Annotated in this window: 20 protein-coding genes; 9 read left to right on the top strand and 11 right to left on the bottom strand. The window is 35.3% G+C overall.

Annotation, left to right across the window (positions count from 1 at the left end; all coding sequences use genetic code 11):
• Positions 1-90 precede the first annotated feature (90 nt).
• The 4 genes from GQR60_RS18720 to GQR60_RS18735 all read right to left on the bottom strand — a co-directional run bounded on the left by GQR60_RS18720 (position 91) and on the right by GQR60_RS18735 (position 2645).
• On the bottom strand, positions 91-882 hold the full coding sequence (locus GQR60_RS18720) for a hypothetical protein (protein ID WP_124994401.1): 792 nt from the start codon (positions 880-882) through the stop codon (positions 91-93).
• A 75-nt stretch (positions 883-957) separates the two neighbouring features.
• Positions 958-1494 (bottom strand): DUF4178 domain-containing protein, encoded by a 537-nt coding sequence (locus tag GQR60_RS18725; protein ID WP_124994402.1) that lies wholly within the window; start codon positions 1492-1494, stop codon positions 958-960.
• Between the two features lie 33 nt (positions 1495-1527).
• Complete coding sequence (locus GQR60_RS18730) at positions 1528-2229, bottom strand: PspA/IM30 family protein (protein WP_124994403.1); 702 nt, start codon at positions 2227-2229, stop codon at positions 1528-1530.
• 20 nt (positions 2230-2249) lie between these two features.
• Complete coding sequence (locus GQR60_RS18735) at positions 2250-2645, bottom strand: YbjN domain-containing protein (protein WP_124994404.1); 396 nt, start codon at positions 2643-2645, stop codon at positions 2250-2252.
• Positions 2646-3114: 469 nt separating this feature from the next.
• Here GQR60_RS18735 and sucC point away from each other — a divergent pair, with 469 nt between their 5' ends.
• Positions 3115-4284: an ADP-forming succinate--CoA ligase subunit beta gene (sucC, locus tag GQR60_RS18740; protein ID WP_124994405.1), complete on the top strand. Its 1170-nt coding sequence runs from the start codon at positions 3115-3117 to the stop codon at positions 4282-4284.
• Positions 4284-5162 carry a succinate--CoA ligase subunit alpha gene (gene sucD / locus GQR60_RS18745; RefSeq protein ID WP_124994406.1) on the top strand — a complete coding sequence of 293 codons (879 nt, stop codon included), beginning with the start codon at positions 4284-4286 and terminating at the stop codon, positions 5160-5162. The genes sucC and sucD overlap by 1 nt, the downstream gene beginning before the upstream one ends.
• 70 nt (positions 5163-5232) lie before the next feature.
• On the opposite strand, the gene GQR60_RS18750 is transcribed toward sucD, so the two are convergent.
• The gene (locus GQR60_RS18750; protein WP_124994407.1) at positions 5233-6387 is read right to left on the bottom strand and encodes a Fic family protein; all 1155 of its coding nucleotides are present in this window, start codon (positions 6385-6387) and stop codon (positions 5233-5235) included.
• A 221-nt stretch (positions 6388-6608) separates the two neighbouring features.
• On the opposite strand from GQR60_RS18750, the gene GQR60_RS18755 reads away from it, so the two are divergent.
• The 3 genes from GQR60_RS18755 (at position 6609) to GQR60_RS18765 (ending at position 12097) form a co-directional block, all read left to right on the top strand.
• Entirely contained in the window at positions 6609-7859 is a 1251-nt protein-coding gene (locus GQR60_RS18755) for an OmpP1/FadL family transporter (protein ID WP_124994408.1), read from the top strand.
• Between the two features lie 228 nt (positions 7860-8087).
• A complete protein-coding gene (locus tag GQR60_RS18760; protein ID WP_124994409.1) occupies positions 8088-10019 on the top strand; it encodes a tetratricopeptide repeat-containing sensor histidine kinase in 1932 nt (643 codons plus the stop codon).
• Positions 10020-10168: 149 nt separating this feature from the next.
• The gene (locus GQR60_RS18765; protein ID WP_124994410.1) at positions 10169-12097 is read left to right on the top strand and encodes a tetratricopeptide repeat-containing sensor histidine kinase; all 1929 of its coding nucleotides are present in this window, start codon (positions 10169-10171) and stop codon (positions 12095-12097) included.
• A gap of 51 nt (positions 12098-12148) precedes the next feature.
• Here GQR60_RS18765 and GQR60_RS18770 read toward each other — a convergent pair whose 3' ends face one another.
• The 6 genes from GQR60_RS18770 to GQR60_RS18795 all read right to left on the bottom strand — a co-directional run bounded on the left by GQR60_RS18770 (position 12149) and on the right by GQR60_RS18795 (position 18723).
• Positions 12149-13111, bottom strand: a complete 963-nt coding sequence (locus tag GQR60_RS18770; protein WP_124994411.1) for a GHMP family kinase ATP-binding protein — start codon at positions 13109-13111, stop codon at positions 12149-12151.
• Positions 13112-13117: 6 nt separating this feature from the next.
• The gene (mvaD, locus tag GQR60_RS18775) at positions 13118-14170 is read right to left on the bottom strand and encodes a diphosphomevalonate decarboxylase (protein WP_124994412.1); all 1053 of its coding nucleotides are present in this window, start codon (positions 14168-14170) and stop codon (positions 13118-13120) included.
• A 14-nt stretch (positions 14171-14184) separates the two neighbouring features.
• The gene (locus tag GQR60_RS18780; protein ID WP_124994413.1) at positions 14185-15111 is read right to left on the bottom strand and encodes a GYDIA family GHMP kinase; all 927 of its coding nucleotides are present in this window, start codon (positions 15109-15111) and stop codon (positions 14185-14187) included.
• A 3-nt stretch (positions 15112-15114) separates the two neighbouring features.
• Positions 15115-16446 (bottom strand): hydroxymethylglutaryl-CoA reductase, degradative, encoded by a 1332-nt coding sequence (locus tag GQR60_RS18785; protein WP_124994414.1) that lies wholly within the window; start codon positions 16444-16446, stop codon positions 15115-15117.
• Positions 16447-16572: 126 nt separating this feature from the next.
• The gene (locus GQR60_RS18790) at positions 16573-17568 is read right to left on the bottom strand and encodes a beta/alpha barrel domain-containing protein (RefSeq protein WP_124994415.1); all 996 of its coding nucleotides are present in this window, start codon (positions 17566-17568) and stop codon (positions 16573-16575) included.
• A gap of 9 nt (positions 17569-17577) precedes the next feature.
• Positions 17578-18723 carry an acyl-CoA dehydrogenase family protein gene (locus GQR60_RS18795; RefSeq protein ID WP_124994416.1) on the bottom strand — a complete coding sequence of 382 codons (1146 nt, stop codon included), beginning with the start codon at positions 18721-18723 and terminating at the stop codon, positions 17578-17580.
• 284 nt (positions 18724-19007) lie between these two features.
• Between GQR60_RS18795 and GQR60_RS18800 the strand changes: the two genes are divergently transcribed.
• From GQR60_RS18800 to GQR60_RS18815, 4 genes are all read left to right on the top strand, one after another.
• The gene (locus GQR60_RS18800; RefSeq protein WP_124994417.1) at positions 19008-19448 is read left to right on the top strand and encodes an NfeD family protein; all 441 of its coding nucleotides are present in this window, start codon (positions 19008-19010) and stop codon (positions 19446-19448) included.
• A gap of 127 nt (positions 19449-19575) precedes the next feature.
• Positions 19576-20697 (top strand): DNA alkylation repair protein, encoded by a 1122-nt coding sequence (locus tag GQR60_RS18805; protein ID WP_124994418.1) that lies wholly within the window; start codon positions 19576-19578, stop codon positions 20695-20697.
• A gap of 241 nt (positions 20698-20938) precedes the next feature.
• Positions 20939-22078: a DUF4249 domain-containing protein gene (locus tag GQR60_RS18810; protein WP_124994419.1), complete on the top strand. Its 1140-nt coding sequence runs from the start codon at positions 20939-20941 to the stop codon at positions 22076-22078.
• Positions 22079-22089: 11 nt separating this feature from the next.
• The coding region (locus tag GQR60_RS18815) for a DUF4249 domain-containing protein (RefSeq protein ID WP_148096545.1) at positions 22090-22985 on the top strand (896 nt) is incomplete at its 3' end.

The following is a 22985-nucleotide window of genomic DNA, read 5'->3' on the forward strand; positions in this document are numbered from 1 at the left end:
TTGTTTTAGTACATTAGTAATTAGTAGTTAGTAAATAGAAATATCGCATTTTGCCTAAAGACTATGGACTAATACTCGTTACGTCAAAAATTATTTTCCAAATCCACCGCTGCGGGAGCGTGTTGAACTTGTGCGGTATCTAGATGAACTTCTTGTTGTTTTGCGTGAAGATCTTGCACTGCTTGAACTTGAAGAACGACTCACCCTACTCCGGACTTTATCTTTAAATGTAGAAGGTTTGCTTCCCCACTTACTGCTGCTTCCCGAACCGGAAGAGGTATAAGATTTCGTTCCATAAACAGGACTGCTTCCGCGAGGGCCGTAATATCCTCTTGAACTTCCATAATATCCACCGCTTCGATAATCATTCCAGTACGAACGTCGGTACGATCCCATATTGAACATGTGCGACATGAAAGCATATTGTCCGTAAAACGCCCAGAAAGAAGATCCTCCCCGATTTTCCCATCGTCCGTATTTCTCATTTCCAACATAGTGATTGTATCCTGCAGGCACAGCCTGCTTGGTCACAACCCCATCCTTTTTAGAAACAATTTCCATTCCCATATTATTCAAATTCTGAGAAAAGAACGGCTCACTCACTTTTTTCCAAGTGGTTTTTTGTTCTACTACCGTGTCCGGACGCTGAATAATCACCTGATATTGATGACGGTAATTGTCAGAACCTTCACTAGCGTCCATATCGAATAGAATTATCGAGAAGTTCTGTTCATTATTCAACTCCTTAATCAAATTATCAACGGGAGATTTTTGCCATGTTTCTGCAACTGAAGAAGAGGAGGAAGATCCTGATCGTCCACAAGTCTTTGCTATAAAAAACACTACAATAATCCCAATGATTACTTTAGTTACTGTGTTCATAAATTGTAGTTTATAATTACGAGTTAAGAGTTATCGATGAAAGTCAGATGTTTTTCACTAATAACTCTTACTAACTTATTTAGGTAAAATATTAGATATTTCGAACTCCTTAATTGCCTTACCGGCCGAAGCTTCGAATTCTTTTTCATCCCATTGCTCAATGGTAACAATATATTCTCCGGATTCATCAACAAAATCCCATGAAATAAATTCCACCCAATCCTCTCCACGGGCTTTATCATTAAAATAACCCGGTGATTCCTGTTCAAAGAAATATTTTTTATCCTTATAAAACAAAGTCGTTGGAGGCTTTTGCTTAGACAACAAATCAGCAAGTACATTATCGCCTAATTCACGAACCTTAACCTTATCGCAAACGGAAAGACTTATTTCATCGTCCTCCTCAACCGAAAGAAAAAGTGTTTTACTGCCATTGTTAATCTTGTATTCTTTAGAGAAATAATTATCCCCCCAATCGTACTCATAACTCGCCTGCACTTCCCAACTGTCCAGATCGTATTCAAAAACAAAACCAACATCCAGGTCGGTAACCCGGATATTGGTGCTGTCATACTTCGGCTGTTTCCGTTTAAAAAAATCGGTAAATCCCATTTTTAATTTCGTTCAAATTTGTAAAAACAGCTATTATTTATTCTTCATTTTCGCTTTCAACTCTTCCAACGCATTGGATGCTTTCACATTGCTTTCGTTTAAAGTTGCATCAATTTCATCATCCAAACTACGGTTTTCAAAAGCAATATCGCCATATGCTTCGGCCATTGCCTCTTGCTGCGCCACTTTATCTTTCATTTTCTCCAACATCCCAACAGTTCCCGAACTATCAATTCCGGAAAGTTGTTTGTTAATTTTTTGAGTAGCCTGACTTACACGGGCACGAGCTTTTAAAGTCTTCAACTCATTCTCATAACGAGTAATTGTCGATTTCAACTTCTTTACATTCGTGTCTAATTGGCTAATATTGGCATCAAACTTAGTCACTTCTTCCTGCGATCTTGTTGCGGTAGAAACTGCATCTTCTTTTTTTGCCAAGGCTTCGGTTGCCAAACGTTCAGCCTCCGACATCTCAAGCTCGCCTCTTTCTGCCTTTTGCAATAATAATATTGCTTTTTGCTCGTAGTTTTTAGCTACTGATTTTTGCTCATTTAATTCTCTTTTGCTGCGAATTGCCATTGCCTTAACCTCTGCTAAAGCCTGCAAACTCTTATCCAAATCATTTTTCAGATCTCTGATTCCCTGCTCGGTCATCTTAATTGGATCTTCTAACTTATCTATAGCGGCATGAGCTTCTGCTTTGCCCACGTTGAATAATCTACTAAAAACTCCCATTTGTATATTGATTTATTAGGTTACAATTTTGAATATGAAATAATCTCTTCCGAATACTCACTTAATAACATTTCCAATGAATTAAGTGTTGCTTCTAATTCATTCTGATCTAAATTCTCTAACTGAAGAGTATCTCTAAAAAGAACTTTTTTTCCTGATCCGTCGAGAACAAACGCACCATGAATAATTTCTCTGTTCTTTTTCAGTAAAGCTTTATAAATTTCAGGATTATCATCTGTCAGCTCAAACAATACACCTTCAACAATCAAAATCGGGTCTTCACAATCAACAATCAGATTTGCAATTCCACCTTCCGGATTTTCAACCACAAACAGCTCTTCTGTCTTATCTTCTTTAATAATATTGAATTCTAAATTCAACAGGTAATCTTTTACCTTGTTATAATATGTGCTCATTTTTCTGTGCTTTTAAATTTCTGATTAAAATTAAAACAAATAATTAACCTAATAAAATATTTACCATCATTGGCCACTTTCGATAAACATCCTTTACATTATGGATTTTTTGCTTTGAGTTTGAAATTACTAAATATGAGAGTCTCTTCCCTCATTTTATAGGGAGAATCTTCATTTTATTCGATAAATGGAAGTTTTTACATGTTTTTCTGTTCTCAACTAAGTTCAGTTAATTTTTAACCATTCCAGGTACTTCAAAAATTCAGAAAATAAAAAGATTCAAAACTCTTTTAAATTTACAGTAAATGTACTTTTTATTTCATGCAGATATTTATATATTTAGGTTCGTCAAAAAATTAATCATTTATAATTAATAGCTACCGACTTGCTTACTTGTTCAAAATCAATTAAAACAATAAACACAGATCAATAGCAGGTCTTTTCCAAGCCTAACAAAAAATTAGTAATAATGAAGATTCACGAATATCAAGCAAAGGAAATTTTACGGTCGTTTGGTGTACCTGTTCCCGAAAGCAAGATTGCTTTTTCGGTTCAGGAAGCTGAAAAAGCAGCTGCCGAAATTGGTCTGCCCGTAGTTGTAAAAGCCCAAATCCACGCAGGTGGAAGAGGAAAAGGCGGAGGTGTTAAATTTGCACCCACAGCTCAAGATGTAACTCGTTACGCAAACGATATTTTAGGAATGACTCTAATAACGCACCAAACTGGTCCGGAAGGAAATTTGGTGAAGAAAGTTTTAATAGAAGCCGCTTCGAATATTGATCGTGAGTTGTATGCCGGAATTGTAATGGATCGTGCAACCTCAAAAGTTACCTTTATGGTATCAACCGAAGGGGGAATGGAAATCGAAAAAGTTGCAGAAGAAACTCCTGAGAAAATTGTAAAAGTTGCCGTTGATACCGCTGTTGGTTTACAAGCATTTCAAGCCAGACAAATGGCATTTGCTCTAAATTTAACCGGAGATGCCTTTAAAAACGGGGTTAAGTTCCTGATGGCTCTTTACAAAGCATATATAGGAACTGATGCTTCCATTTTTGAAATCAACCCATTGGTTGTAACCAAAGAAGGTGCTGTAATTGCCTTGGATGCAAAAGCTAATTTCGATGATAATGCATTGTATCGTCATAAAGACATTACTGCTCTTCGCGATTTAGATGAAGAGGAGCCTTTAGAAATAGAAGCAGGCAGATCAGGCTTAAATTACATTAAACTGGATGGAAATATTGGCTGTATGGTAAACGGCGCCGGACTGGCAATGGGAACCATGGATATTATCAAACTGACAGGTGGTGAACCGGCTAACTTCCTTGATGTTGGAGGTGCTGCTTCTGCAGAAACAGTTGAAAAAGGCTTTAAAATTATCCTTTCAGATGGCAGCGTTAAAGCTGTTCTGATTAATATTTTTGGTGGTATTGTTCGTTGCGACCGGGTTGCCAAAGGAGTTATCGAAGCCATAAAGAATATTGATACTAAAGTGCCGATTGTGGTTCGCTTACAAGGAACCAATGCTGAAGAAGGTAAAAAGCTTTTGGAAGAATCAGGAATGAATATTATTGCAGCAACAGAATTGCGGGATGCTGCCGAAAAAGTAGTAGCCACCCTTAAAACAATTGAAGCATAATGAGTGTATTAGTTGATAAAAATACTAAACTGGTGGTTCAGGGAATCACTGGTTCTGAAGGGGCTTTCCATACCCAACAAATGATAGAATATGGAACAAATGTAGTTGCCGGTGTTACTCCTGGAAAAGGCGGTCAGCTGTTCATGGATAAAATTCCGATTCACAACACCATGAGAGGTGCTGTAGCAAAAACCGGTGCAAATGCATCTGTAATATTTGTTCCGCCACCATTTGCTGCAGATGCTATTATGGAAGCTGCAGAAGCAGGTGTTGCTTTGGTTGTTTGTATCACTGAGGGCATTCCTACTTTGGACATGTTAAAGGTTCATGAGTATCTTAAAAAATACCCTAAAACAACATTGATTGGCCCCAACTGTCCGGGAGTTATCACACCGGGCGAAGCTAAAATAGGAATTATGCCGGGATTTATTCACAAACCAGGTACAATTGGTATTATTTCCCGTTCAGGAACGTTAACCTACGAAGCTGTTCATCAGTTGTGCGAAGCCGGATTAGGTCAATCAACAGCTATTGGTATTGGCGGCGATCCAATTATAGGAACCAAGCACCTTGATGCAGTAAAGCTTTTAAATGAAGATCCTAAAACCGAAGCCATTGTTTTAATTGGCGAAATTGGCGGATCGGATGAAGAAGATGCTGCGGCCTACATCGCAAAACATGTGGACAAGCCGGTTGTTGCATTTATCGCAGGTCAAACTGCGCCTCCAGGCAAACGAATGGGCCATGCCGGCGCTATTATTGCCGGTGGTAAAGGAACTGCCGAAGAAAAAATGAAAGCCTTGGCTGCTGCCGGAATTCATGTTGTGAAATCTCCTGCGGATATTGGTAAGAAAATGAAAGAAGTTTTAGGTAAATAAGAACTTCACAAATATAAAAAGAGCTTGATTCACCTTTGAATCAAGCTCTTTTTTTATATCATTTATTTTATTACAACTCAAATAAATTTAAGTATTCCCACAAATAGAAAACTCTGTTTCTGCGGGCACCGGCATACTCTTTAAGAATGTTATGTGTTTCAAACTCTTTTACCAGTAAGTTCGCCGATTGAAAACTCAATTGCAATTTTTCCTTCACATCACTAACAGACATAAATGGGTTCGAATAAAACTCTGAAAGCAATTGTTTGGCAGATTGCTTTCTTTTTTTACTCATTTTTTCTTCAATGACTGACTCATAATACTTAGTAAGACCTTCTACATTTCCCAAAAGATTCTTACTATGCAAAGCTGTTTCCTTTACTCCGGTAAGTACAAATTTAATCCATTGTTCAATATCATTTTTTGAACGTATTAGATTCAGACGGTGATAATATTCCAAACGATTCTTTTCAAAAAAAACGGATAGACAGAAGATTGGACGGGCCACAAATTTTAAACTTATAGTCTCAAACAAAATTAAAATACGGGCAGTTCTTCCATTTCCATCCAAAAAAGGCAGAATATTTTCAAATTGATACAAAGAAATAGCCATTTTAATGAGCTGTGGTAATTCCAAATCGTCATTTCTCCAGAATTTTTTACCATCATTAATTAATATTTTCAATTCATGTTTATTGGGTGGCGAATAATTCGACTCCTCTTCAAAAGAATTCTCATGAGCATGAAAAAACGATCTTAACTTTCCTCCAAATTCTTCCTTGGCAGGAAGATCGGAACACAGGATTTTATGCGCCTCTTTCACCAAACGAACTGACAATGGAAACTTTTGCAGTTCATTTACACCCCAGTGAATCGCTTTAATATGATTCACTATTTCTTTTTGTGCATACTGACTTTTAAACGATTGAGAAACATCAGGAACGAAAACTTGATACAGGTCACTTTTATTTCCCTCAATTAAATTCGATGCAATAACTTCCTGAGCTATAAATAAAGGAATATGATTATCGATTCCGGGGAAAAATTTAGAATAGGCATTTAACTCCCCCAATTCAAGCATGGCAGACTCTAAAAGTATATTTATTTGTTTGTCGTTCCATTCAAATGAACGGTTAATTAAAGAGGGCGTAACACTTTTGTAGCCTTCCTTAAAACTTTGATAAACGAAATCTCCTCCGGTTTTTTTATTCAGCTTAACGCTCATATAATTGAATAAGGAATTATTATTCAGGTTAAAAGTATTAATAATTTAATAAAAACTAATACAAGAAGCAAAACCATGCATCTTACTTATAAATTTAGATACATCTATACATGCCATTTTTAAAGGGACACACAAGATTTATTCTCTTGTTGTTTTGATATTTTACTTGCAATACCTATAATTTGGATTATATTTCCCACGAATTAATTAATCATCTACTTATGATAAGAAAAATATGTTTAGCCATTGCGATAATTGTTATGGCTGTTAATGTAAAGGCTGAGGGTTACGCCGTTAACGTTCAAGGGAATAAACAAACTGGTATGGGGCATGTTGGTACTGCATTAAATTTTGATGCAAGTAGTATGCAATGGAATCCAGGAGCTTTAGCTACACTAGATCAAAAATATAGTTTCTCCGTAGGAGGGTTTGCAACCATAATTAAAACTGAGTTCACAGGAGCTTTAGGGAAAGAAAAAACAGATAACCCAACAGGAACACCATTCTATTTGTATGGATCGATGAAAGTAAATGAAAAGCTTGCAATTGGTTTGGGTGTTTATACTCCTTTTGGAAATAAGGTAGATTGGGGTAAAACATGGTCTGGAAAATATTTAATTCAAGACATTGAATTGAAAGCTATTTATATTCAGCCTACCGTATCCTATCAACTTGCTGATTGGATTAGTGTTGGAGCCGGACTAAATATTGTTTATGGTGAATTTAGTTTAAATAAAGCTTTTCCAATTAGAAATCCTGCAGACGGGTCCTATATTGCAGACGGTGCAGTAGAACTAAGTGGTAGTAAAATTAAATATGGCTACAATCTAGGTGTTTTTCTACAACCAACTGAAAAATTAAATATTGGTCTTTCGTATCGCTCACAAGTAGATATCGAGTTAGATTATGCAGATGGTGAAGCTGACTTTACAATACCTGAAGCCTTACCAGCACAAATCAAAGGAGTTTTTCCTGATGGTGGACTTGCTGCAACTTTACCCTTGCCTGCTAGCTTCAATGTTGGACTTGCTTACAAAATTGACGAAAAATGGTTGGTTTCTGCCGATGTAAATTTCGTACAATGGAATAAATACAAATCACTGGATTTTGATTTTGAAAATGATCCTGCAAATGTATTAGACTCTAAAAGCACAAGAAACTGGAGTAACACCCAGATCTACAGGATTGGAGCACAATATTCGGCTAATGAAAAATTAGATATTCGTGCCGGTTTCTACTATGATGAAACTCCAACCAACAAAAAGTTTTACACTCCTGAAACTCCAGGAGCTAATAAAATTGGTATCTCAGCAGGTTTCTCTTACATGCTGACAGATAAATTAAGCCTTGATGCTTCTTTATTATACATCGAAGGTGAGAAAACCACCGGTACCGACCCAAGTGGTAGTTTCACAGGAGCTTACAAAAACACTGGTTTCTTACCCGGAATTGGAATCACCTACAACTTGTAATTACATACATATCTCATTATAATTGAAAAGCTTGATCGAAAGATCAGGCTTTTTTTCTTCTCTACAACTTAAAGTAATCATTTAATAGTCTACTCCTAACTCTCTATACATTCGACTTTGATTAAGATTAATAAATCTTTAGTACAAATTATCGAAACAATTTCTTTATTTTGTACAAGAATGAAATCAATCTAAACTACTGATTCCCGTCACTACAAATTCATAATTATGAAGCTATTGCGTGCCAATCTGATTTTTATATTGATTTGTTGCTATTCTTCTGCATTCGCCAACATATTTAGTACAAATAATAAGCAAGAAGAAAATCCTGTTACGCAACAAATCACTCTTTTTTTAGACTCGTCTGTTTATTTTCGCAACAGTTCCATAAACAAGAGTATTACTATTTGCCAAAAGGCTATTGAAATAGCTGAAGAAACTCAAAATCCAAACTTCCTTTCAAAAGCTTATAAAGCACAGGGAATCAATTATTACATTTCTGGAACCACCGATTCAGCTTTCCTTTACTACCAGAAAGCTATTCCTCAATTCGAAGCTTTAAATTCAAAATCGGATGTTGGAAAAGTACTGGGAAATATTGGCCTTCTATATAAAAGACAAGCCAAGTATGACATGGCTCTGGAGTATTATCTGCAAAACCTAAAAATCTATAAAGAAATTAATTACCGCGAAGGTCTAGGAAGTATTTTCAATAATCTTGGTAATCTTTATTATTTACAGGAGAATTTAGCAACAGCCGAAAACTATTATCTATTAGCCCTTTCTAACTTTAAGAATTTTAAAAACACCGTAGAAATTGCGAATGCTTACTGCAACCTTGGCGCAATAGCTGAACAAAATAAGAACTTCACAAAAAGCTTAGACTTTTATAACAAATCACTTCACGAAAATTCTAAAATTGGGAATGTTCTATTCGAATCCAAATTACTTTTCAATATTGGCTATTTGTATCACTCTCAAAATATGCCTGATTCTGCCACTGCTTATGTGAAAAGAGCTGAAAAGATAAGAATTCAGATTGGTGATAAGGATGGTTTAATTAGTGCAAAATTAGAACTGGCTAAAATCGAAATGAGCCAAAACAACGCCAATTTATCAGAAAAATACCTTCTGGAAGCTGACCAATTAGCAATTGAAAATAACATGCTTAAATGGCGATCTGAAATTCTAAGTTCCTTAACTGATGTATATCGTGAAAAACAAGATTTCAAAAAGGCATTTATCCACCAAAGTCAGTGGATTCAAGTAGATGATTCAATAAATAAAATCGAAACGTCTAATCGATTTGCAGAACTTTCAATAAAATATGAGACAGAGAAAAGTCAACAGGAACTGGAACTATTACAACAAAAAAGTCAAATTCAAAACCTTGAATTAGGCAAGAAAAATGCATGGATCATTATTCTAATGATCGTGATGATATTGGGTGCTGTTGCCATTGTGGTCTCCCTGCGAATTAACCGATTACGGGCAGATCATAAAATTATGGATTTGCGCCAAAAAGTTCTGTTAACTCAAATGAATCCTCATTTTTTATTCAATTCATTAACGGCAATTCAGAGTTTTATACTCGATAAGAAGAATGTAGAGGCCAATAATTACCTTTCCCGATTGGCAAGTTTGGTAAGGGGAATACTGGAAAATTCGAGAGAAGAATTTGTATCTCTCAGAACAGAGCTTGAAACTTTAAAAGATTATATTGGCTTGCAAAAACTACGGTTTGAAAATGAAATAAGCTATGAATTTGAAATTGATAAAAATATTGATCAGGATCAGGTACTTGTTCCACCAATGCTGGCTCAGCCATTTGTAGAAAATGCCTTAATTCATGGTATGTTGAGAACCAATCCTAACGCTCAGATACAAGTGAAGATATCACTAAACAAGAATTTGGATTTGCTTCGGTTTCAAATTAAAGACAATGGAATTGGTATTGATGAAGCCAAAAAGAACAGACAAGATCAAAATCATAAATCTATCGCTACGTCAATAGCTCTTGACCGAGTTAAGATTTACAATTTTAAATCATCTAAAAAAATGTATTTCGAAATAATAGATCTTAACCATCTTGATCAAAATTCTCACGGTACTCAAGTCTGTTACACAATTCCCTTACTCCTCTATTGCAACAGATCCTAATTCATGAAATTTTTAGAGACAAAACTTATTTCATCTGCGATTTATGCTCTCGTTATTTCATATTTTTTTAACACCTGCAAATGTTTTATAATATAGAAATAACAATATAATTATTGTTATTTTCCCTTTATCGCTATTACTTTTGCGAGATGAAACGTCTTATTTTATTATCCCTCATATATTGCATACTACCCAGCAATTTATTCTCAAGTAATTTTTTCACTACTGACGAGACTCGCAAAGTTCAATCGCAAAGTGAAATACAAGTAATCAGCATTTTAAATAAGGCTGAAAAATTAAGAGACTCATCATATAACCAGAGTGTTAAAATAGGAAAACAAGCCCTTGAATTAGCTCTTGAAACAAACAATTCCAACATTTTAGCAAGCACCTATAAATCTTTAGGAGAAACCTATTTGCTCCAAGGTATTTTTGATTCATCAGAATATTATTACAGAGAGGCTGCAGCACAATATAAAATAATAGGTGACAGTCTGAATATTGGTAAAATAACTGGAAACATTGGAATTATTTATCGAAGAACAAGAAAATACAACGAAGCTCTAAAACAATATTACGAAGCTTTAAACATCTACAAGGCTGTTGATTACAAAGATGGCACTGCAAGTGTTTACCTTAATATAGGAGGACTGCACCAAACGCTCGGAGATTTTGACAGAGCTTTGGATTTCTATAAGTATGCCCAACAAATTTATGAGAAATTAGGAAACAGAAAAAAACTAATAAATATCTTTATTAATATGGGTTCCCTTTACAGCGAACTCAAAAATCCTGATCAAGCGCTCTCATATCGCCTTCGAGCCTTAGACCTAAATGAAGAAACAGGCAATACTCAACTCAAGTCAACCATTCTTTTGAACATTGGCGAATCTTATTTTGCAACAAATCAGCCCGTTAAAGCATTAGGATATTTAGATCAATGTGAAAAACTGCGAATCCAACTTAACGACCATTGGGGAATGAGCAAAGTATTCATTTTAAAAGCATTAGCCTACGAGAAGATTAATAAAAATATAAAAGCAGAAGCATATTTTAAAAAATCCATTCAAGCTTGCATAGAAAATCAATTGTTTGACGATTTAAAAGAGAGCTATTTCTTCTATTCCCAATTTTTAGAAAAAAGAAATCATCCAAAAGAAGCAATCAATTATTTAAAAAAATACCATTTCATTAATGATTCTCTAATTGCAGTTTTTCAAAACAAAGCAGTAAAAGAACTGACCGCGAAATATGAATCGGAACAGAAAGAAAAAGAACTTGAACTTTTGACTCAGAAAAGTCAAATTCAAAACCTTGAATTAGGTAAGAAAAATGCATGGATCATTATTCTAATGATCGTGATGATATTGGGTGCTGTTGCCATTGTGGTCTCCCTGCGAATTAACCGATTAAGAGCCGACCATAAAATATTAAATTTACGCCAAAAGGTTCTTTTAACACAAATGAATCCGCATTTCTTATTCAACTCATTAACAGCCATTCAGAGTTTTATACTCGATAAAAAGAATGAAGAAGCTAACAATTATCTTTCTAGATTAGCTAGTTTGGTAAGAGGGATACTGGAAAACTCCAGAGAGGAGTTTGTTCCCCTTCGAACTGAGCTCAATACATTAAAGGACTATATTGGTCTTCAGAAATTACGATTCGAAAATGAAATAAATTACAGTTTTGAAATTGATAAAAATATCGATCTGGATCAGGTTTTAGTTCCTCCTATGCTTGCTCAACCATTTGTAGAAAACGCCTTAATACATGGTATGTTGAGAAATAATCCCCATGCAAAAATACAGGTTAAGGTTTCTCTTGGCAAAAATATGGATTCGGTACAATTTCAAATTAAAGACAATGGAATTGGTATAAACGAGGCCAAAAAATCACGCATAAATACAAATCATAAATCCATAGCTACATCTATAGCTCTTGACCGTGTTAAAATTTATAATTTCAAATCTGCTAAAAAAATGAATTTTGAAATTGCTGATTTAAAGAATAACGACCCAAATCAATCTGGAACCCAAGTAACATATAGCATTCCTTTACATATTTGTGAGAGCTAGTTTTTAAGTTGAATTAGCGTTTTAAAATGCATTTCAAACTTTAACAGAAATCTATTTTTCATTCTCATACACAGTCACAATATCGTATCCCTTTTCAAGTAAAAGACCTTTTGTTGTAGAATAATTTCTGGTAAAACCCAATAAATAGCCTCCACCGCCGGATCCACATAGTTTCAGCCAAAATTGCTGTGAGCTTAATCCTTCAGTCCATAAATCAAGGAAATTCTCTGGAATCATCGACTTAAAATTAGTCAACTGAAACTTTGATAATTGGCTTAACTCTGCAAAAAAGGAATCAGCATTTCCATTCACCAATTCTTGAATACACTGGTTATTCATTGGAATTAACTCCTGCTCCATTAAGGTCGAAAACTCTTTGTTCTCACAATTCTTCAAAAATGAACGAACCAATGGTTCTGTATTTCCCGATTTCTGAGAATTAATTAAAAAGATAGCACTGTCTTCACCAAATTTTTTCCCTGGCAAACTTACCTGTTCAATTTCATTCTGATTGTAAATTAACAAAGGGACTTTCAGATAAGAATTCAAAGGATCTAAACCAGAACTTTTACCATGAAAACCAGATTCCAACTGAGCCAAAATATTCTTCAATTGAATAATTTCACCATTTTTTAACTTCTTACTGTTCCCAATTGGATTGATTCCATATTTCTTATAAACAGAGGCACACAGTGCTCCTGAACTTCCCAAGCCGTAGCTCTCCGGAATACTTGACTCGAAATACAAACCTTTATTAATATCATTTTCAAAGGTTCTCAAATCAAGCAAAGAATTATATTTATCCGAATTATCAATCAGATAATTTAAAAATTTGAACAATTCCCTATTGGATCGTTTGGCAAAATTCCGATCGGTATATTTATCATCACCAATAAAATTTAGCTCTCCATTAAAATGGGTATAAGGAATACTCAACCCCATCGAGTTCAGTAAAACACTGTACTCACCAAAGAGTAATATTTTCGCATAAAATAAGTCAGGATGTATTCTCACAGCTCTCTACATTTTTATTTTTTGTGGTCCTTCCCCTTTTTCATCAACAATATACTTTCCGTTTTCAAGAAACTGAGATAGTTCAGAATCGATAAAAGGAACTACTCTTTCCTTTTCTGATTTAGGATACAGCAGATGTATATTTGGTCCTGCATCCAAAGTAAATCCAACAGGAACATTGCTACTTAAACGATAGGATCTTATTCTCTCAATTAATTCCAGAGTATTTGGTTTCAACAAAGTAAACGAAGGAGTCGAATTCATCATTAATCCGTGTAAGCTCAATGCCTCATTTTCCATGATTTCAATAAACTCTTCCAAATCACCGGATCTCAGTACACCTAACATTCTTTCAAAATGTTTATTTGCCTGAGCAAAACGGGCAGATGCATAAGGATGATTTTCCATTAACTGATGCCCGGCAGAACTGGAAACTTCTTTCTTTTTGGAACTCACCAAAAGAATAGCATCCTGAAAATCCAGAAAAACCGGATGTGTGTATTTCGAAAAAGGAACAGCATATTCATCGGAAGATTTGGAAAAAGAATTGCTTTCTCCCCAAGCAACAAAACCGCCATAAACAGATCGAGAAGCACTTCCGGACCCTAATCGGGCAATAAAACCAGCTTTTCGGTAAAACTCATCCTCAGCCATTTTCACTCCTGAAATTTCCTCTTCCATACTGCACAAACAAAGAGCAAGAGAACTCATAGCCGAAGCAGAGCTTGCAATTCCTGTTGAATGTGGAAATGTATTTTCTGAGGAAACGGATAATTGATAATCGGTAAGAAATTTAAAATGATCTGATAAGTTTCCGAGGAATTTTGTTATTCGCTGCTCAAATGAAACTTGTCTTTTACCTTCAAACAAAAAACTCAATTGATCCCCATTACCTTTTGGCTCATAAGAAAGTACAGTTCGGGTAAGCGAGTTTTTTAAACTCATACTTATGGAAGGATTGCAAGGCAATTGATTTCCTTTCTTTCCCCAATATTTAATTAATGCAATATTTGAAGGGCTTTCCCAGCCAATCGATCCTGAATTTTTATAATCTATCATCGCTTAGCCGTAAATTAATTTGTTCCCAGTATCATTTCGTTCCAGGAAAAAATACTTGTAAATCCCGCTCTGTAAAAATAGGATTGTATTTCTTTCTTAGTCAAATCACTTCTTACCATTACAAAGTCTCCTCCCCAAGCTCCAAGTGATTTAACAGATCCCTTGAAATCAGAAAATAACTTTTCTTTCACACATTCCTGCCCTAATAATTCAGACACCAAAAGCTCGTGCATTTTAATCACATGATCAAATTCCTTTGAATCTTTAGAAGAAAGAATATCCTTACTTAATTGAGTAATTCTATCCAATTCTTCCTCAGTACACTTACGTTCATTAAGAAAACTATTAACAGAATCAGCACTCTTTTGCTTTCTACCCAAGTAAACAAAGTGCAGTTGAGTCACAAATTTTTCCGGAAAATCCACAGGATATATTAAAGGATGAGCACCATCTCTACGAAACAAGATTGGTTTGCAGTAATTTGCACATGCAATATCAAAACCAGATCCGTTTGAAACCAAGGAATGCAAATTGTATGGATTCACATCGGCCCATTGAGCAACATTATTTATTAAAGTTGAACTGCTGCCCAAACCCCAGTTTCGATCAAAATCGAATTCTGTTCGTATTTTAAAATTGCAGCTATTCAAAAAAGAAGGATTTAAACTTTTGGCTCTATTCAAAAGAAAGCACACAAAATCTTTTTCTGTTTCTCCTTCAACGGTTTGATTTGTAATGTCCTGATTTGAAATTGAAAATTTGAGCCATAGTTTCCCTTTTTCGTAGGCCAGCCATTCCAAATCCGATTCCTCAGATTCAAAAACTTCCAAAACTTGCCCATATTTTAAGGGAATTGCAAGAGCCAAAGCTCCGTGCAATACAAGATATTCGCCTGTAAGCAATAATTTAGCGTTCGAATAATATTTATATATAGGCTTCAAATTCTATTGTAGCTTAGTTCTCAGTGATTTAATAAATGCTTCCACTTCACTGTAAGAAACAGTCTTGTGAGCAAAATATTCCAAGGCCTGTTTCTTTTCTTCGTAATCTGCTTTTAAAGCATTCAACAGATTCGACAAATGCATTTTCATATGTCCTTGCTGAATTCCCGTTGTTACTAAAGATCGCAAAGCACCAAAATTATTAGCCAATCCGGCGGCAGCCGTAATCATCATTAACTCCTTTGCCGATGGTTTCCCAAGCAATTCCAAGCCAAACTTCGCCAAAGGATGCAAGCTTGTTAAACCGCCAACAGTTCCTAACGACAAAGGCATGGTTAACTGATACCGGAATCGGTTATGAGAAACGCTGGCCTGAGTCAGACTTTTATACTTCCCTGTTTTAGATGCGTAAACATGTCCGTTTGCCTCGATAGCCCGAAAATCGTTACCTGTAGCTAAAGCAACAGCATCAATTCCATTAAAAATTCCTTTATTATGCGTCGTTGCGCGATATACATCCAATTCTGCTATTCTAGAAGCTTTCTGAAATTTATGCGCAAATTCTTTTCCACTAAGCCCCGGATGAATTTCATCCAACTCATCAAGACTGCATTCCACAGAACACTCAACAAGACAATCCGGTGTATAATTGGAAAGAATTGACATGATTACTTCACATTCCCGCTCCACATCCGAAAGTCCTTCGTAATGTTTAAAGAATCGTTTCATTTGATGAGCCATTTTCTCCAAGCAGGAATTAATAAAATTAGCTCCCATCGAATCTGCAGTATCAAAAGTCACATGCAGTTGATAATAATTTTCCATTTCACCAGAAAGATTCACCAGCTGAATACTTTGAATTCCACCACCTCTTTGGCGCATGTTTCCGGTTAATTCATTGGTTGCCCGATACAAATCAAATTTTAATTCAGGCAATAAGTCATTCAGTTTGTTCGAATCACCCTTCCAAATAAAATGAACCTGTCCCGATTTGACAACAGAAACGACACGAGCAGTAAATCCGCCATGACTTGCCCAAAATTTAGCTGATCTTGAAGCCGCCGCGATCACAGAACTCTCTTCGATAACCATTGGAATGTGATACAACTGATTATTTATCAGGAAATTTGGCGCAACGCCAAAAGGAAGATAAAAATTAGAAAGAGTGTTCTCACTAATCTCATCCAACAAATCTTGCTGCTCTTTATTTTGCAGGCGAAAACTATCCAGCTGAGATTTAATTCGCTCGGCACTGCCAGTTAACTCACCCATTTTTTCCATCTTCTCTTCACGAGATAGTTTGGAGAATCCTGAAATGATTGCTTTCCGCTTCATATCTTTTCATCTTAATTCTTTCGCTGATTTTGAATCAACCAACAAAATAATAAAATACTTTGAAGTCCTAAATTACATTTTTTAAGTAGTTGTCCCAAAAAACAGAAGGTTTTTTAGGTAAAACTATTATTTTCGAACACGTAAGAAACTCTTTGACAGTTGTAATCCTTTCCTTTGTGATTCTAAATATGCTCTTAACTCTTCGTATGATTCTTTTGCATGCTTCAAAAGTGAAGATGCCTGACCATAAATTGCAGGAAGTGTAGATTTCTCCATTAAATAATAGCCATCCAGAAAGTTGTGTATTCCTCCTGAAATGATGATTTCCTTACACTTTACCTGATCATCACCGGCAACAATCTCATTCACCCAATCTGTCATCTGATTAGCCGAATGTCCAATTTGAGCTAAAGGCCCGAACAATTGAATTTGAGAATCAGAATTACGCAACAACTCTATTTTCGCAAAATTGGTTCCTCCGAATGCAGCAAATTCAATTGCCTGAAGCGGGAGATGCAATAAAGCCCTTAAACTTTCAGGTCCCATTCCCTGGCCAACTTCTTTAACAATAATTGGAAAATCAACCTCATCAAGTAAATATTCCAGACTTTCTATCGGCGATTGATTGATTCGATCGCCCTCTGGCTGCAACCATTCCTGCATAGGGTTGATGTGAATAATCAATCCATCAGCACGCAAACGACCAACCAATCTTATAATCTTACTGATTTTTTTCTTCTGAATTAATTCTTCGAGCTGACAGATTCCTAGATTTGCGTACAAAGGCAAATCATCACCAATAATTGAACGCACATCAAAATCAGAAAAATACTCATCACTATCTAAAAGAGAACGACAAGAACCCAGCCCCATTCCCATACCAAATTCAGCACAAGCACGAGCCAAATTTCGATTGATCTTTCCTGCCAATTCTGTTCCGCCGGTCATGCTGGAAACCCATATCGGAGTTTGCATATCTTTCCCCAAGAAAGTAAACGTTGTATCATCAGCCTTAGGATGAGAACTAAGCATAGGCTCATAATAAAAACGTTCATCAATCAAAGCGTCCTTCATTTGAGAACGAAAAGCCAATTCAATGTGATCTTTTTTTCTGTCTGTCATAATTACAAATTAACAACCAATATGTCTTGAAATCACCAATCTAAGAATTTCTGATGTTCCTTCGCCTATTTGCAGTATTCGCTGATCACGGTAAAAACGCTCCACTTCCGAATTCTTAATTAATCCGTGCGCACCGTGAATCTGAACGGCTTCATTTGCAACTTCCTGTGCCACTTCAGAGCAAAACAATTTCGCCATGGCAGCTTCTTTCCCAAACGAATGACCATTATCCTTCAACCAGCAGGCATGATACAATAGATGTCGGGCCGCTTCAATTTTCGTAGCCATATCGGCTAATTTAAATCCAATGGCTTGAAATTTCGAAATCGGTTTGCCAAACTGCTCCCTTTTTTTCGAGTAAGACAAAGCCAGCTCATAAGCTCCCTGAGCCAATCCAAGTCCCATTGCGGCAATCGTTAGCCGACCGGAATCCAGTGTTTGCAACATTATTTTGGCTCCATCGCCTAAATTTCCCAACAAATTTTCTTTCGGAAGTTTGCAATTCCTGAAAGTCAACTGAGCTGTATCAGAAGCCCGCCACATCATTTTCCCTTTTACAGGCTCAGCATGAAACCCTTTTGCACTTCGCTCTACTAATATAGCAGATAATTCTTTTTTTCCATTATCATTAGCTGTTACAACCTGCAAAGTTACTCCTAAGGACAAATCGGAAGATGCGTTTGAAATGAATCTCTTGCTTCCATTTATCACCCAATTCTCATCTTTCAAAATTCCTATTGATTCTGTTCCCCGAGAGTCAGAACCCGCATTGTTTTCTGTCAGTCCAAAAGCCCAAACATTTTCACCATTTGTCAATTTTGGAAGATATTTCTGTTTTTGCTCCTCGGTTCCAAAATAATAAATGGGACCAATTCCCAAAGAATTATGAGCCGCCAGAGTAGATGCCTGAGAAGCATCCACCGTGGCAAGTTCTTCAACAGCTATCAATAATGAAAGATAATCTTTCCCTTGTCCCCCATACTCTTTAGGCAAATATATACCGAATAAGCCCAACTCACCCATTCTTTTAGTAAGTTGGGGACTAAATTTTTCTTTTTCATCCAATTCGAAAGCCACAGGTTTTACCTCTTTTTGGGCAAATGCCTTTACTTTTTCTCGAATTATTTTGTGTTCTGATGTCAGGTATGGATTCATACTTATGTGTTTTACAATGTATTTTAAGACCTTCAACTCTTTAATAAGAGCGCAAACCTAATTAAAAAGTTCATTTTATTAAAATTATTTAGAACCATTTTCAATAATGACAAAACCAACTACCTGTATTCCTCTTCTGAAAAAACCTCAAGCCTCCTGTTAATAAAGCATCTTCTCGATTTAACAAAACAATTCAGGTATGAAATTGACAAACTTGGCACATTTGACACTTGTTATTAACATATTCTCAATGTAAATTTACTTTCATCTTAAAAAATTATGAAATGGAATTAGAACTTTGGCATATTTGGTTATTACTTGCAGTAGGTCTTTTTGTAATTGAGATCTTCATATCAAACTTTGTTTCTGCATGTTATGGAATAGCCTCCTTAATGACCGGAATCGTTGCCTATTTGGGATTTCTTATCCCGGAACAATTGCTTGTACTTATTACATGCTCAGTAATCTGTTTGCTCCTTCTTAAACCATACATTACAAAACACTCCATAAGTAAAAGATACCAACCCAATAACGATCACAAAAATTTGATTGGGAAAGAAGCTATTGTTATGGAAGAAATTAACGACCGGAAAAAAACAGGGAGAGTAGTTCTTTCCGGATCGACATGGAAAGCCAAATCACAATTCGGAGAAATAATTGCCAAAGATTCATTTGTTAAAGTTTTAAATATAGACTACTCTGTTATTATTGTAAAAACGATCTAGCAATCATAAAACACACTAAAACCAGAAAAGGTTGGATGCTATCGTCCAGCCTTTCTTTTATTTTGCTTAGTTCGCAATAATGATTAATTTATTCTGCTCAAAATAACTCATAATCAGCCAATACTTTATGAAAAAAGGATTTCTATTTAAAGATGTATATAACAATCAATTAGTCGGCAATATGGCTTCCAATATTGTCAAATCCTGGGGGGAATTCAACACCTCTTCATTCGTCAATGCAATCATATCTAAGCTTAAACCTCTTAGCTTATCTGAGCGTTCTCAACTAATTTGTACCGAATTATTCAATCATCTTCCAGCATCGTACCCAAAAGCTCTGGCAATTTTAATAAACTCAATTACAGAAGAAAACAATACAACTGACAAAAAAGAAATTGAAGGCTTCTACTATATGCCTATTGCTAGTTATGTGTCTCAATTTGGATTGCAAAAGGAAGATTTTCATCTTTCGATGAAAGCCTTAAAGGAAATAACAAAAATATTCACTTCAGAATTTGCCATACGCCCATTCATTAGAAAATATCCCGAAGAAACCTTAGAATACCTTCATCTCTGGACAACAGATGAAAACGCACATGTCCGCAGATTAGTTTCGGAAGGAAGCCGGCCTAAATTGCCTTGGGCATCACCTCTCAAAGAATTCCAGAAAGATCCATCACCAGTACTGAAATTATTAGAAAAATTAAAAGAAGATGATGAACTCTATGTGCGTAGATCAGTTGCCAATAATTTGAATGACATTGCAAAAGATCATCCTGATTTAGTTATTAAAACATTAACTCGCTGGAATAAAACCAACAACAAAGGCACGCAATGGATTATTGGTCACGCCTCCCGAACTTTGCTTAAGCAAGGCCATCCAAAAGCACTGGAGCTTTTAGGATTTCCGCAGAACGTACAAATTACAGTAAATAATCTAAATGTCAACACTCCAACATGTCAATTAGGCAATGAAATTGAATTCTCTTTCGAGATACAATCCTCATCTGCTGACAAGCAAAATTTAATGATTGATTTTATAGTTCATTACATGAAAGCAAATGGCAGGACAGCTCCAAAAGTTTTTAAGCTTTCAAAAAAATCAATCCCTGCCAATGGAAATATTTGTTTCAAGAAAAAAATCTCTTTTAGACCAATTACTACAAGAAAATACTATTTTGGACAACATGAAATTGAGATTCAGATTAATGGAAGAAGGTATGGAAAGGTGAGTTTTGCAGTAAAATGAGAATTTTGATTTTAGATCCAGATTTCACAAAATCCACCAACTACTTCAATTAGTCTAACTATTTCGCAACCAATCATATTATTTATATCAATTAAGTATAGCAGTTATTCTTTACATTTTAAACTTTTTTATATTGTATAATTATCAATACTGGGAATCTATTGTAATTTACTCATCAATAATGTCTTATTTATAAACTTAAAATACTACTTTTAAAGCCATCATCTAAACCTCTAACCTCATGTCCCCTATAAAATCCCCGTTTTGTTGGGCTTTGGCACTAATACTGCTAAACACATCTTGTACTGAAAAATTCTATCCTGAAATTGACGCTGATGTTTCAATTCTAGTTGTTGACGGTAAAATTACTAATGACTCAGGCCCTTATGAGGTTAGATTATTCAGAACTGTTGACCTTATAAGTGTTGACACTTTAAAACCAGAGGCAAATGCTGAAATTATACTTAAAAATGATTTAGGAAACAGTGAACTTTTTCAGGAAATTCGGCCGGGTGTTTACCAAACTGTATACAGCATAATAAAAGGCGAAGTTGGGCAAACATATTGGATTGAAATAGAAACTGCAACAGGAGAGAAATATGAATCAACTCCGGAAAAAATGCCCCCTCCTTTTGAAATAGAATCGATCTATGGAAAAGAAGAAGAGGTAATTATTAATGCCTCCGAAAAACAGAACGCAGTAAAAATCTATTTTGATGCAAAAGCAAATAGTACAGATGCCAACTACATAAGATGGGAATACCGGGAAAGTTACGAATGGAGATCTCCTGAAAATTTAAATTCTGAAAAATTTACTGAAAACCCAAGTAAAATCTGCTACCCTGTTACCACTTTCCCTGTGGTTAATATTTACGATGCCTCAAACCTAAGTTCAAAATTCATTTCTCAACAATCTACTTCAACGATATATACTGATGAAGTAAAATTATTGTATAATTATCTGATCGACATCACTTTATTTTCAGTCTCAGAAACCAATTATGAATTCTGGAAAAAAATAAAATCTGTTAACTTCTCAGAAGGTGCTCTTTACGATATCACCCCTGCAAATATTGAAGGAAATATAAGCGGATGTGATGAAAAATGTAAAGCCATTGGATATTTTGAAGTTTCTTCTGTAAACAGGACGCAAAATTTCTTTTCCAAAAATGATTTCACACTTGAATTTGCAAATTATCCTAAAGAATGTCAACCTTTCGAAATGAGAATGGAAGACAGCGCTCCTGACCCTGCCAAATTTCATATTCTTTCAAGCTATACTGAAGGACGGGCCACTATTTATGTTGTTCGAAGAAATGAATGTTACGAATGCAATGTTGTTCATCCATCTAATAAACCATCATTTTGGCCTAAACTCTAAAAAACACAAATATGTCCCAATTTAAAGTTTCACTTCTTTTTTTTAGTTTTCTACCCGTATGCCTTTTCTCATGCACTGAAAAATTTTATCCCGAAATTGATTCCGATATTTCAATTTTAGTTGTTGACGGTAAAATCACGAATGAATCAGGCCCTTATGAGCTTAGATTATTTAGAACTGTTGACCTTATAAAAATTGACACTTTAGAACCAGAGGCAAATGCTGAAATTGTGCTTAAAGATGATTTAGGAAATAGTGAACTTTTTCAGGAAATTCAGCCGGGTGTATACAAAACTTTAAACAACATAATAAAAGGAACAATTGGACAAACATATTGGATTGAAATAGAAACTGCGACAGGAGAGAAATATGAATCAACTCCGGAAAAAATGCCCCCTCCTTTTGAAATTGAATCGATCTACGGAAAAGAAGAAGAGGTAATTATTAATACCTCCGAAAAACAAAACGCAGTAAAAATCTATTTTGATGCAAAAGCAAATAGTACAGATGCCAATTACATAAGATGGGAATACCGGGAAAGTTACGAATGGAGATCTCCTGAAAATTTAAATTCTGAAAAATTTACTGAAAACCCGAGTAAAGTCTGCTACCCTGTTACCACTTTTCCTTTGGTAAATATTTTTGATGCCTCAAACCTGAATCTAAAATTTATTACTCAACAACCAACTACAGCTATCTATACTAATGAAGTAAAATTATTATACAACTATCTAATTGACATCACTTTATTTTCAATCTCAGAAACCAATTATGAATTCTGGAAAAAAATAAAATCTGTTAACTTCTCAGAAGGTGCTCTTTACGATATCACCCCTGCAAATATTGAAGGAAATATAAGCGGATGTGATGAAAAATGTAAAGCCATTGGATATTTTGAAGTTTCTTC

The organism is Labilibaculum euxinicum (assembly GCF_009795715.1).
GTDB lineage: Bacteria > Bacteroidota > Bacteroidia > Bacteroidales > Marinifilaceae > Labilibaculum > Labilibaculum euxinus.